Source organism: Streptomyces sp. CNH287, from assembly GCF_000424825.1.
The window spans coordinates 1-12121 of record NZ_AUKQ01000033.1; the positions used below are offsets into that span (position 1 = coordinate 1).

The 12121-nt window shown below is 74.3% G+C and carries 9 protein-coding genes and 1 pseudogene; 5 read left to right on the plus strand and 5 right to left on the minus strand.

Features of this window, described 5'->3' with window-relative positions; all coding sequences use genetic code 11:
• From H299_RS39710 to H299_RS0123365, 5 genes and pseudogenes are all read left to right on the plus strand, one after another.
• Positions 1-1157, plus strand: a pseudogene (locus H299_RS39710) (hypothetical protein); the annotation flags it as partial.
• 452 nt (positions 1158-1609) lie between these two features.
• Positions 1610-2995: an amidase family protein gene (locus H299_RS35820; protein WP_199782493.1), complete on the plus strand. Its 1386-nt coding sequence runs from the start codon at positions 1610-1612 to the stop codon at positions 2993-2995.
• A 2-nt stretch (positions 2996-2997) separates the two neighbouring features.
• Positions 2998-4506, plus strand: a complete 1509-nt coding sequence (locus H299_RS0123355; RefSeq protein ID WP_027750379.1) for a glutamine synthetase family protein — start codon at positions 2998-3000, stop codon at positions 4504-4506.
• A gap of 86 nt (positions 4507-4592) precedes the next feature.
• The gene (gene purB / locus H299_RS0123360) at positions 4593-5879 is read left to right on the plus strand and encodes an adenylosuccinate lyase (RefSeq protein WP_037760296.1); all 1287 of its coding nucleotides are present in this window, start codon (positions 4593-4595) and stop codon (positions 5877-5879) included.
• Entirely contained in the window at positions 5863-6264 is a 402-nt protein-coding gene (locus tag H299_RS0123365; protein ID WP_027750381.1) for a GNAT family N-acetyltransferase, read from the plus strand. The genes purB and H299_RS0123365 overlap by 17 nt, the downstream gene beginning before the upstream one ends.
• 129 nt (positions 6265-6393) lie before the next feature.
• On the opposite strand, the gene H299_RS0123370 is transcribed toward H299_RS0123365, so the two are convergent.
• From H299_RS0123370 to H299_RS0123390, 5 genes are all read right to left on the minus strand, one after another.
• Complete coding sequence (locus H299_RS0123370) at positions 6394-7176, minus strand: response regulator transcription factor (protein WP_027750382.1); 783 nt, start codon at positions 7174-7176, stop codon at positions 6394-6396.
• A 572-nt stretch (positions 7177-7748) separates the two neighbouring features.
• Complete coding sequence (locus H299_RS38580) at positions 7749-8108, minus strand: acyl-CoA carboxylase epsilon subunit (RefSeq protein ID WP_078512982.1); 360 nt, start codon at positions 8106-8108, stop codon at positions 7749-7751.
• Positions 8109-8187: 79 nt separating this feature from the next.
• A complete protein-coding gene (locus H299_RS0123380; RefSeq protein ID WP_027750384.1) occupies positions 8188-9756 on the minus strand; it encodes an acyl-CoA carboxylase subunit beta in 1569 nt (522 codons plus the stop codon).
• Positions 9753-11093: an MFS transporter gene (locus H299_RS0123385; protein WP_027750385.1), complete on the minus strand. Its 1341-nt coding sequence runs from the start codon at positions 11091-11093 to the stop codon at positions 9753-9755. The genes H299_RS0123380 and H299_RS0123385 overlap by 4 nt, the downstream gene beginning before the upstream one ends.
• An 8-nt stretch (positions 11094-11101) precedes the next feature.
• Positions 11102-12043, minus strand: a complete 942-nt coding sequence (locus tag H299_RS0123390) for an alpha/beta fold hydrolase (RefSeq protein WP_078512983.1) — start codon at positions 12041-12043, stop codon at positions 11102-11104.
• Positions 12044-12121 lie beyond the last annotated feature (78 nt).

The window sequence follows — 12121 nt, forward strand, 5'->3', positions numbered from 1 at the left end:
CGGACAACGACGTGGTGATGGTGGTGTGTCTGACGCTGCTGGTGCGCTCGGCGGGCTTCGCGCGGATCGAGGAGGCCAACGGCACGCAGCTGACGGTGGATCACATCGCGTTCATGCTGGAGCGGGTGCGGCGCAACTACAACGCGGTGCCGGGGGGCCGGAAGGTGGCGCCGGCGGCGTCCTGGCGGGTCGGGGAGCTGAACGATCTGGCGCTGGCGCTGCGGGAGCGGCGGGAGCGGGTGCGCGGGAGCGTGCAGCTCTACCGGGAGATCCACGGCGCTTTGATGCACAAGATCGAGCGGGTGGCGCGGCCGGGCGGCGCGGCGGCGCGGCAGCGCGAGGAGGAGGTGTGTGCCCGGCTGCGGGGCCCGTTGGGGCTTGCGGGGGGCACGCTGGAGGAGCTGGGGCGGGAGCTGGAGGGCGACCCGGGCTGGCTGGGCCGGCCGCACGGCGCGTTCGGGACGGGGCTGGAGTCGCTGGTCTACGAGACGGTCTCGGCGGCGACGGGCGCCTTCGAGGCCGACTTCGCGATGAGCCGGGGGATGCGTTCGCTGCCGCGGCTGCTGCGGGCGCTGCGCGAGCAGGACTGGGACACGATCACGCAGTGGGGCATCACGGAGTACTTCTGCTGCGTGGTGCCCACCGCGCAGGCGCGGCGCTACTTCGGGGACTCGGTGGAGCACCTGGCGGACACGGCGTGGGCGATCTCCTCGCGGATGCAGTACAACTCGTGGCACTTCGTGCCCGGGGGGCTGCCCAAGGGGCCCGCGGTGGCGGCCCGGGACTACTTCGTGCCGCCCACGCTGCCGGATGTGGCGTTCTACTCCGACCAGCACCACCGCGGGCATGTGGCCTCGCGGGTGCGCTTCAGCATCCGCAGTCCGCAGCAGGTGACGGTGGCCGGCCGGGTCTTCAACGGGTTCATCGACATGCGGCTGCTGCGCTGCGAGGGGCGGCCCTTCACGGAGGCGGACCTGCTGGCCGCGCACCGCGTCTCGGGGCTGATCGCGCGGGCGACGGGGCTGGCGGCCGAACTGGCGGCCGCCGGGCAGGAGGTGGAGGTCACCTCCTTCGACTCCCGGTGGCACTGGGAGACGGTCAAGGCGGCGGCCGAGGCCGCCGACGCGGGCGCGGGGGCGGCGCGGCGGGTGCCCTAGGCCCTGTCGTCGAAAGGGCGGCGTCCGGGCGGAGGCCGGGCTGTGCGGCCTCTGGTGCGTGCGCCCGCAAGGCGGAGGACCGTCCTCGTACCGGGCTGTACGTGGGCGGTTTTGACAACGCGGCGAGCATGGGGCCTCCCCAGGCCCGAAGGGCCGAGGGGACGCGTGCCAGGCGTCGCACAGCAGGCGACATTGTGACGACAGGGCCTAGTCCGCGTCGTGGAAGTCCCGCGGTGCCCGTGGCGCCCGGCGACGCCTCCTCGCGGCTCCTGCGGGCCGGCAAGCACCCCGTGTGCTGCCCTCCCCCTCGCGCCCGGCTTCCCGGGGGCCAGGAGGGGGCGCGGGCGGGGCGCGCCAGTCCTGGTGTGCCGGGTGCGGTGGTGCGGCCGGGGCCCGGGGCGTGTGGTGCCAAGTCACTGACAGGCTGTCATTTCTCATCCGGGAGAGAACCGTTGACCTCGTTGGGTGTGCGTGAGACCGGGGAGCTTCTGCGCCGGGGGCAGACCACGGTCGTCGAGCAGGTGGAGGCGGTGCTGGCCGCCGTGCGGGAGCGGGACGCGGATCTGGGCGCGTTCGTGTCGGTGGCGGGCCCAGAGGCGCTGCTGCAGGCGGCTGCCGCCGACGCCCGTATCCGGGTGCGGGGTGCTGCCGCCTGGCGGGAGCAGCCGCTGCTGGGGGTGACGGTCACCGTCAAGGACCTGGTGCAGACCCAGGATCTGCCCACCACGCGCGGGTCGCTGCTGGCCAACCGGCGGCGGCGCGCGGACGCGCCGGCGGTGGAGCGGCTGCGGGCGGCCGGGGCGATCGTGGTGGGCAAGACGGCCACCTCGGAGCACGGGTGGAGCGCGAGCACGGTCAGCCGGCTGGGCGGGGGCACCCGCAACCCCTGGGATACGGCGAGGTCGGCGGGCGGCTCCAGCGGCGGCGGCGCGGCGGCGGTGGCGGCGGGGCTGGGGGCGGCGGCGCTGGGCACCGACGGGGCCGGGTCGATCCGGATACCGGCGGCCTGGTGCGGGGTGGTGGGCTACAAGCCCTCCTTCGCGCGGGTGCCCTACGTGCCCGGCTGCGCGGACCGGCTCGCGCACCTGGGGCCGCTGGCGCGCAGCGTGCCCGATGTCATCGAGCTGGCAAGGGTGATGGCGGGCCCGCACCCCCTGGACCCGGACTCGCAGTGGGGCGGGCGGGAGCTGCCGCGGCGGGCGGGGCCGCTGCGGATCGGCTGGATCGAGTTCCCGGGCACCTCGGCGGAGGTGCGGCGCGTCAGCGAGCAGGCCTGGCCCGCGCTGGCGGCGTGCGGGCACCGGGTGACGCGGATCGAGGTGCCCTTCGGCGACCCCTACCCGGCGCTGGTGGACCTCCTGGCCGCGGCCGAGGCCGCCGGTACCGCGCCCGAGGACGAGCAGTGGTGCGATCCGGGCCGGCTGGCGGTGGTGCGCCACGGCCGGTCGCTCAGCGGCGCCGATGTGATGCGGGCCGAGGAGGCGCGGCTGGCGCTGCGCACCCGGCTGGCCGCGGTGATGGAGCGTTTCGACCTGCTGGCGATGGCCACGGTGCCGGTGGAGCCCTACGAGGCCGGGGCGATCGCGCCGCGCTGGGCGGCCGACCCGCAAGACCTCCTGTGGCTGGCGTGGTCGCCGGCCACCTACCCCTTCAACATGACCGGCCAGCCGGCGCTGTCCCTGCCTGCGGGCCTCACCCGCTCCGGGCTCCCGGTGGGGCTCCAGCTGGTGGGTCCCCTGGGCGCGGACGGCCTGGTCCTGGCCACCGCCCGCCGCCTGGAGGCGGAACTGGGCCCGCTGCCGGCCGTGCCGGTCAAAGTCACCGAAAGGATGCTGTAGCCATGTACTCCCGGTCGTGGTCCACCCCGCACACCCAAGGCGAGGCGGGACGTCCCGCCTTCGCCCTCGAGTTCGGCCTGTGGAGCCCGGAGCAGGTCGCCGCGGCCCGCGAGATCGAGGCGCACCTGGAGGAGGTCGACTTCGTGCGCCTGGTCTTCTGCGACCCGCACGGGCTGGCCCGCTCCAAGACGCTGACCGCGCGCGCCTTCGCCGCGGTGCTGCGCACCGGCATGGACTTCAGCCCGGGCCCCTTCCTCTTCGACACCGGGCACGCGGTGGCCGTCGACTTCCTGGGCGATCCGGGGGTGGGGGTGCGCGAGCTGGCGGGCGCGGGCAACTTCGTGCTGGTGCCCGACCCGCTCACCTTCCAGCTCCTGCCGCACCTGGAGCCGCGCACCGCCTGGGTGCTGGGGGATGAGTTCCTGCGCGACGGCACGCCCCACCCGCTCTCGGCGCGCAACGTGCTGCGGCAGGTGTGCGCGCAGTACGCGGCCCGGAAGCTGGAGGCGGTGGTGGGGCTGGAGGTGGAGTGGTACCTGACGCGGCGGCTGCCGGGCGAGGTGGGCAACGCGGGCAACGGCTTCGGCCTCCAGGGGGCCGCGCCGCGGGTGGAGGCGATGAACCCGGGCTACCAGTTCAACCTCGACACCTCCTACGACTCGCTGGCCCCGGTGGCCGACCCGCTGGCGATGCTGCTGCTGGAGCTGGGGCTGCCGCTGCGCTCCATGGAGCACGAGTCGGGCCCGGGCCAGATCGAGACGACCTTCGACCCGATGCGGGCCCTGGAGTCGGCCGACGCGATGCTGATGTTCCGGACGCTGGCCAAGCAGACCTGCGCCAGGCGCGGCTACCACGCCTCGTTCATGTCGCTGCCGGGCCTGGACGGCTTCGACCCCAGCGGCTGGCACCTGCACCAGTCGGTGCGCCAGGAGCGGGCCGAGGGGGGCGGCAACCTCTTCAGCGACCAAGCCGGCGGCCTCTCGGCGCAGGGCCTCGCCTACGTGGAGGGCCTGCTGGCCCACGCCCGCGACCTGTGCCTCCTCTCGGTGCCCAGCGTCAACGGCTACCGGCGCCTGGGCTCGGGCTTCTCCCTCTCCCCCACCAAGGTGGGCTGGAGCTTCGAGGACCGCAGCGTGATGGTGCGGGTGGTCGGCGGCCACAGCTCCCTGCACGTGGAGAACCGGGTGGGCGAGCCGAGCGCCAACCCCTACCTGGCCATCGCCGCCCAGCTCTTCGCCGGCCTGGAGGGCCTCACCGCCCCCTCCACGGCCCAGGCGGGCACCGAGGCGGGCGGGTGGGGTGCGCTGCCGCAGTCGCTGGCCGAGTCGCTGGAGGCCTTCCGCGCCGGCGGCGCCCCCCAGCTGCTGGGCAAACCGCTGGCCTCCTGCCTGACCAAGCTCAAGGAGAGCGAACTGGCCCGCTTCCAGGCCTGGCAGGCCGCGCAGCCCCCCGCCGACGGCGGCGGCGCGGTCACCGACTGGGAGCAGCGCGAGTACTTCCCCTCCTACTGAGCGGCGCCGCACCGACGCCAGCCCCCGCCCCCCTGCCCCCCTTGTCCTGTGTCCCCCTTTTTTCTCCTGATGGGAGTGCAGCCGCGATGATCCCCCGCTACACGCTGCCCGAGATGGGCCGCCTCTTGAGCGACCAGAACCGCTACGCGACCTGGGTGCGCGTGGAGATCCTCGCCTCCCAGGCGCAGGCCGACCTGGGGCATGTGCCCCCGGAGGCGGTCAAGGACATGCGGGCCGCGCCGGTGCCCGAGGCCGCCCAGGTGGCGCTGATCGAACGCGAACGCGACCACGAGGTCCTCTCCTTCCTCGCCGCCTACTGCCAGAACATCCCGCCCTCCTCCGCGCGCTGGGTGCACCTGGGCATGACCAGCTACGACCTGGTGGACACCGCCTTGGGCCACACCCTGGCCCAGGCGGCGGACCTGGTGCGGGCCGCCGGGGCGCGGCTGCGGCGCGTCCTGGCCGAGCGGGCGCGGGAGCACTGGGGGACGGTGTGTGTGGGGCGCACCCACGGCGTCCACGCCGAGCCCACCACCTTCGGCCACAAACTCGCCGGCTTCGCCTTCGCCGTCGACCGCTGCCTGACCCGTCTGGGCGCCGCCCGCCAGGCCGTCGCGGTGGGCACCGTCTCCGGCTCGGTGGGCACCTACGCGCTGATCGACCCGCGGGTGGAGGCGTATGTGTGCCAGGAGCTGGGACTGGGCGTGGAGCCCTCCCCCAGCCAGGTCGTCGCCCGCGACCGGCACGCCCAGCTGGTCTTCGCCCTCGCCTCGCTGGGCGCCTGCGTCGAGCAGATCGCGCTGGAGATGCGGCTGCTGCAGCGCACCGAGGTGGGCGAGGTGGAGGAGGCGCGCACCGGCGCCTACCAGGGCTCCAGCGCCATGCCCCACAAACGCAACCCCACCACCAGCGAACGCCTGTGCGGCCTGGCCCGGATTCTGCGCGGCCACGCCGCCACCATGCTCGAGGACGTCGCCCTGTGGCACGAACGGGACCTGGCCCACCAGTCGGTGGAGCGGGTGGTGCTGCCCGACAGCCTCACCCTGAGCCACTACCAGGCCACCCGCGCCGCCGACCTGGTCGAGGGCCTGACCGTGCACCCCGAGCGGATGCGCGCCAACCTCGACCACACCCGCGGCCTCATCTACAGCTCGGCCGTCCTCGCCCAGCTCCTGGCGGAGGGCACCGAGCGCGAGCACGCCTACCGCGCCGTGCAGGCCGCCGCCACCGCCACCGCCTCCACCGGCGAGCACTTCGAGGACACCCTCGCCCTGGAGGGCATCGCGCTGGGCCCCCTTCACCCGGAACGCTTCTTGACCCACCATGACGTGATCGCCGCCCGATTGGAGTCCCTTTGTGAACTGGAAGACTGAACGCGTCCCCGGCACCGCCTTGGACCTGGAGGAGGTCAGGGAGGTCTACCGCGACTCCGGGCTGGGCGAGCGCCGCCCCCTTGAGGAGACCGAGCGCTTCACCCGGATGCTCCACCAGGCCAACCTGGTGGTCACCTGCCGTATCCAGGGCCGCCTGGTGGGCATCGCCCGCAGCGTCTCCGACTTCTCCTACGTCACCTACCTCAGCGACATCGCCGTCACCCGCGACCACCAGCGCTCAGGCATCGGCCGCGCGCTGATCGAGGCGACCCGGCAGGAGGCGCCCACCGCCAAGATCGTCCTGCTCTCGGCCCCCGCGGCCACCGCCTACTACCCGCACATCGGCTTCACCCAGCACCAGTCCGCCTGGGTCCTGGGCCCCTGAACCCGCCCCGCCGGCCGCGGAGGGGCAGGGCCGCAGCTGCGGGTGCGGGAAGGGCCGCGGGGGCGCGGCGGGAGAGATCCCGCCGCGCCCCCGCGGCCCTCTCTGTCTTCTCCCCGCGTGCCCGCCCGCCTACCCGTTGCCGATCTTGAAGCCGACTCCGCGCACGGTCACGATCCAGCCGCTGTCGCCCAGCTTGCTGCGCAGGCTGCTGACGTGGGTGTCCACCGTGCGGCGGGACCAGGAGTCCCCCCACACCTGCTGGAGCAGCCGCTTGCGCGGGATGACGGTGTCGGGGTGGGTGGCCAGCAAGGAGAGCAGGTCGAACTCCTTGCGGGTGAGCGCGACCGGACGGCCGTCCAGGGACACCTCCCGGGAGCGCACATCGATGCGCAGCCGGCCGTGGAGGATCTCCTTGGCGGTGGGCGGCTGCCACTGGGCCCGGCGCATGACCGCCTCGATGCGGGCCATCAGCTCCCGGAACCCGTAGGGCTTGACCACGTAGTCGTCCGCGCCCACCTGGAGGCCCAGCACGCAGTCGAGTTCGGAGCGGCGGGCGGTGACCACGATCACCGGGACGCAGCTGACCGAGCGGATCGCCCGGCACACCTCCAGCCCGTCCAGGTCGGGAAGCTCGAGATCGAGCAGGACCAAGTCGACGTCCTCATAGGCCTGCAGGGCCGCGCTGCCCCGCTCCACGCCGATGGCCTCGTGGCCGTGTCTTCGCAGCCTGCACACTAAGGACTGGGCGCCGTCGGGCTCGCTGTCCACCACCAGGATGCGGCGGCCCCGTGAGAGCCCGGCCACCCGCATCCCCGTCTCGGAGACGCCTTCGTCGAACGGATACGGCCCGGCAGGACCGTGCTGGACAGATATATGAGGCTCCAGCAGTGCCTCCGGCGAACTCTGAGTCATGCCTCCCCCGCGAGTCATGCCTCCCCCCCATCAGGTGGAGTCCTTATAGAGATCCCGTCCGGATCTCACCGACGAACTTACAGACCGCCGGTACCGAATTCAAAGAGGTAGAACAGATAAAGAGGGGCGGCGTCCGCCTATTGACGCGGAACGCCCGGGTTGCCTGCTGGTTTTACCAGGCACGATCGGCGCCGCGGCCCGCGCGGCCTGCCGCGGCAGTGACACGGGACACTCCTGCGCAGCACACAAGGCGATCATGCCGGGCGCGGACGACAACTGGCAGCCGCCTTCGGGACATGAGGACGGCACCCGCCGGTCTTTATCACGGCGGACCGTGAACCGGAATTTCCGATGCGTTTATTGACGCGAGTTCAGATATGCGTGGGCCGCGCCGGCGGCAACTCGCCCCGGTGGGGGGCCGAAGCAGATCAGCGGTGGATCAGCCGGTGGATCAACACGGAGCGGATCAGCGGGAAGAGGGCATGACCGTCCCCCATTTTGGGCGAATTTAGCTTTGCCCGAAGGAGGTGTCAAGACAATTCCGGCGCGCCCCGGGTGGTGCGGGCGGCGCCTCAGCGGCGGGCGCGCCAGGTGCGCGGGCCGTCGAAGGCGCGTTCGCGCTCGGGGCGGCTCCAGGCGGCGGTGGGCCCGGCGGCCGGGCGGGCGGCGGCCCGGCGGGCGGCCGCGGCGGTGTGCGCGTACAGGAGCGCGACCAGGGCGGCCAGCTCCTCGGGGGCCGCCCGGCCCCGCTCCACGCGCAGCAGCCGGGCCAGGCGGCACACCGGGGAGTCGGGGGCGATGCCGGCGGCCGCGACCGCCTCCGGGACGGCGGACGGCTGCGGGGCGGCGGACGGCTGCGGGGCGGCCGGCTGGGGAGGGGGGCCGGGGGGCGGGGCGAGGCTGCGGGCGGGTGCGGGGAGGGTCTGGGTCATGGCGGCGTCTGCCTTCCGTGTGGGCCGGTGCGGCCGGAGGTGGTGGTGGTCGGGTCTGTGCGCTGCCGGCGCGGGGCCGCTACTGGGGCGGGTTGCCGTGTTTGCGGCGCGGCAGGTCGGCGTCCTTGGTGGCGAGCATGGCCAGGGCGCGGCAGAGCACGGCGCGGGTCTGGCCCGGGTCGATGATGTCGTCGACCAGGCCGCGTTCGGCGGCGAGGTAGGGGTGGACCAGCTGGCTGCGGTATTCCTCGATCTTGGCGGCGCGCGTCGCCTCGGGGTCGGCGGCGGCGGCGATCTCGCGGCGGAAGACGACGCCGGCGGCGCCCTCGGCGCCCATGACCGCGATCTCGTTGCCGGGCCAGGCGTAGGCGAGGTCGGCGCCGATGGAGCGGGAGTCCATGACGATGTAGGCGCCGCCGTAGGCCTTGCGCAGGACCAGGGAGATGCGGGGGACGGTGGCGTTGCAGTAGGCGTAGAGGAGTTTCGCGCCGCGGCGGATGATGCCCTGGTGTTCCTGGCCGGTGCCGGGCAGGAAGCCGGGGACGTCCACGAGGGTGAGCAGCGGGATGCTGAAGGAGTCGCAGAACTGGACGAAGCGGGCGCCTTTCTCGCTGGCCTCGATGTCCAGGACGCCGGCCAGGGCGGCGGGCTGGTTGGCCAGGACGCCCACCAGGTGGCCGTCGAGGCGGGCCAGCGCGCACACCAGGTTGGGGGCCCAGGCGGTGTGGATCTCCAGGTATTCGCCTTCGTCGGTGATCTCCTCGATGACGGTGCGCACGTCGTAGGAGCGGGAGCCGTCGGCGGGGACGAGGTCGAGGAGGGCGGGGGTGGGGCGGTCGGCGGGGTCGGCGGTGGTGTGGCGGGGGGGCATCTGGCGGTTGTTGGCGGGCAGTTGGGAGAGCAGGTAGCGGACCTCGGCCAGGCAGGTGGGTTCGTCGTCGTAGGCGAAGTGGGCGACTCCGGAGGCGGCGGCGTGCACGTCGGCGCCGCCCAGGGCGTCCTGGGTGATCTCCTCGCCGGTGACGGTGTGCACGACGTCGGGTCCGGTGATGAACATCTGCGAGGTGCCGCGGACCATGAAGACGAAGTCGGTCAGGGCGGGGCTGTAGGCGGCGCCGCCGGCGCAGGGGCCGAGCATGACCGAGATCTGGGGGATGACGCCGGAGGCGCGGGTGTTGCGGCTGAAGATGCCGCCGTAGCCGGCCAGGGCGGAGACGCCTTCTTGGATGCGGGCGCCGGCGCCGTCGTTGAGGGAGACCAGGGGGGCTCCGGCGGCGAGCGCCATGTCCATGATCTTGTGGATCTTCTGGGCGTGGGCCTCGCCCAGGGCGCCGCCGAAGATGCGGAAGTCGTGGGCGTAGACGAAGACGGTGCGGCCCTCCACGGTGCCCCAGCCGGTGACCACGCCGTCGGTGTAGGGGCGTTTGTCCTCCAGGCCGAAGCCGGTGGCGCGGTGCCGGCGCAGGGGTTCGACCTCGGTGAAGCTGTCCTTGTCCAGCAGGAGGTCCAGGCGTTCGCGCGCGGTCAGTTTGCCTTTGGCGTGCTGGCGTTCGGTGGCGCGGGGGTCGGGGCCCTGGCGGGCCTCCTCCTTGCGGGTGTGCAGTTCCTGGAGTGCCTGGCCGGTGTGCTGCTGCTCGGTGGTGGTCATGGGTGCGTCCCCCTGCGGTGGTCGGTTTCGGTCCCCGGTGGCGGCGGCGCCCGGTGGGGGGCGGGCGCGGGGGCGGGCGGCGGGGGGCGCGGCGCCTTGCCGCAGGCCGCCGCGCCGGCGCCGGTGCGGCGGGTGCGGGGGGTGTCGTTGCGGGTGCGGGTGGCGGTGGCGGCCAGGGCGGCGGTCAGGGCGGCCAGGCCGCCCAGGCCCAGGCTCCAGCGGGTGCCCCAGGTGGTGGCCAGGTAGCCCACGGCGAGGGCGCCCAGGGGGGTGGAGCCTTGGAGGATGAGGGTGTAGAGGGCCAGGACGCGGCCTCGGTAGGCGGGGTCGGTGCCCAGTTGGATGCGGTGGTTGGCGGCCTGGGTGAAGTAGAGGGCGGCGAAGCCGGTGGCGGCCAGCAGGGGCAGGGCGGTCCAGAAGGCGGGGGCGGCGGCCGAGGCGGCGGCCAGGAGGCCGAAGGCGGCGGCCGAGGCGGTGACCTGGGTGGCTGAGGGGCGGCGGGTGCGGGTGGTGGCGGCCAGGGCGCCCAGCAGGGAGCCGGCGGCGAAGGCGGTGGTGAGCAGGCCGAAGGCGGTGGCGTCGGCGTGGAAGACGGTTTTGGCCAGCAGGGGGAGGGTGAGCTGGAAGTTGAGGCCGAAGAGGGCGACGGCGGCCAGCAGGAGCAGCGGCATGCGCAGGTCGGGGCGGGCGGTGGCGTAGCGCAGGCCGTCGGTGACGCGGGGGCGGGTGGCGGGGCGGGGGGTGCGGTGGAGTTCGGCGGGGCGCATGCGGGCCAGGGCGGTGAGGGTGGCCAGGTAGCTGGCGGCGTTGGCGAGCATGACGGTGCCGGCTCCCCAGGTGGTGATCAGGAGGCCGGCGGCGGCGGGGCCCGCGACGCGGGCGATGTTGAAGTAGGCGGCCGAGAGGGCGGAGGCGTTGGGCAGGAGCGCGGGGCCGACCAGTTCGCTGACGAAGGCCATGCGGGTGGGGATTTCCAGGGCGTTGATGACGCCGAGGGCGGTGGCGCCCAGCCACAGGTGCCACAGGGTGAGGGTGCCGGTGAGGGTGAGGGCGGCCAAGGTGGCGGCCAGCAGCGCGGAGGCGGTGTTGGCGGCGGCCAGCAGGGTGCGTTTGTCGTAGCGGTCGGCCAGGCGTCCGCCGTGGAGGGTGAGCAGCAGCAGGGGGGTGAACTGGAGGGCGGTCAGGGCGGACAAGGCGGTGGCGGAGTCGTGGGTGATCTCCAGGACGAGCCAGTCCTGGGCGACGACCATCATCCAGGTGCCGGCGACCGAGACGACCTGTCCGGCGGCGAAGAGGCGGAAGTTGCGTACGGCCAAGGAGCGCAGGGTCGCCGGCATGGGTGCCCTCACCCCGGGTGGCCGGCGCGGGTGAGGCAGTCCTCGGCGAAGGCGAGGGCGCGCAGGTGGTAGGGGCGGGCGGTGTAGCCGAGGCTGATGTTGTGGCCGGCCTCGGGCTGCAGGTCGGCCAGGACGCGGGGGGCGGCGGGCAGGGAGGCTTTGAGGTGGGCCAGGTCGGCGGGGGTGTGGCGCCAGCGTTTCTCGTACTGGGCGAAGGTGAAGCGGGTGGGGGCGCGCACGTGGGGGGCCAGGTCGGCGAACTGGTGGGGCCAGCTGCCCAGTTCGGCGGCCTCGCGGGGAGGCATGGGGGCCAGCGGGGCGCCGCCTGCGGTGAAGGTGCCGGGGGGGTAGAGGCGCGGGGGGCCCCAGTTGCCGCCGGCCGGGCCGCCGGCCCCGGGGGCGGGGGTGGTGTAGCGCAGGCCGCAGCCGGAGATGTCCAGGCCCAGCAGGGGGACCTCGGCGGCCAGGGGGCGCTTTCGGGTGTGGTGGGCGGCGGCGGCCAGGGCGAGTTTCCCGCCGAAGGAGTGGGCCAGCAGCAGCATGCCCGCGCCCAGGTCGTGGCGGGGCAGGAAGGCGGTCAGGGCGTCGGCCAGGGTGCGGGTCTGCTGGGCGAGGCTCTGGCCTCGGGGGGCGAAGGGGGCGTGGGCGCCGTAGCCGGGGCGGTCCAGGGCCAGTACGGCGTAGCCCAGTTGGGCGCCCAGGGTCAGCAGGGAGGAGGGGGGGTGGGCGGGGGCGTGGAAGTAGCGGGCGTTCATGCCGCCGCCGTGCAGGGCCACGATCACCGCGCGGGGGCGGTGGGCGGGCAGGCTCAGCAAGGCGGAGAGCGGGGCGGGGCCGGCGTGCAGGGTCAGGGCGTGCACCTGGCGGATGCCCGAGGGGCGCCAGGCGGCGGGCACGGTGGCGGGCGCGGGCGCGGTGGTGGGTGTGCTGGCGGGTGCGGTGCTTTCCATCGGTCTCTTCCCCCCGGTGGTGGTCCTCCTCGCCCGGTGCGGGCGCGCTCCTCTCCTGCCCTCCCGCCCCAGGGGGCG

What these genes read in the sequence shown, in the direction of transcription:
- H299_RS0123355 (WP_027750379.1), top strand. Translation starts at nt 2,998, where the DNA reads ATGTACTCCCGGTCGTGGTCCACCCCGCACACCCAAGGCGAGGCGGGA.
- H299_RS0123370 (WP_027750382.1), bottom strand. Translation starts at nt 7,176, where the DNA reads ATGACTCAGAGTTCGCCGGAGGCACTGCTGGAGCCTCATATATCTGTC.
- purB (WP_037760296.1), top strand. Translation starts at nt 4,593, where the DNA reads ATGATCCCCCGCTACACGCTGCCCGAGATGGGCCGCCTCTTGAGCGAC.
- H299_RS0123380 (WP_027750384.1), bottom strand. Translation starts at nt 9,756, where the DNA reads ATGACCACCACCGAGCAGCAGCACACCGGCCAGGCACTCCAGGAACTG.
- H299_RS0123390 (WP_078512983.1), bottom strand. Translation starts at nt 12,043, where the DNA reads ATGGAAAGCACCGCACCCGCCAGCACACCCACCACCGCGCCCGCGCCC.
- H299_RS0123385 (WP_027750385.1), bottom strand. Translation starts at nt 11,093, where the DNA reads ATGCCGGCGACCCTGCGCTCCTTGGCCGTACGCAACTTCCGCCTCTTC.
- H299_RS38580 (WP_078512982.1), bottom strand. Translation starts at nt 8,108, where the DNA reads ATGACCCAGACCCTCCCCGCACCCGCCCGCAGCCTCGCCCCGCCCCCC.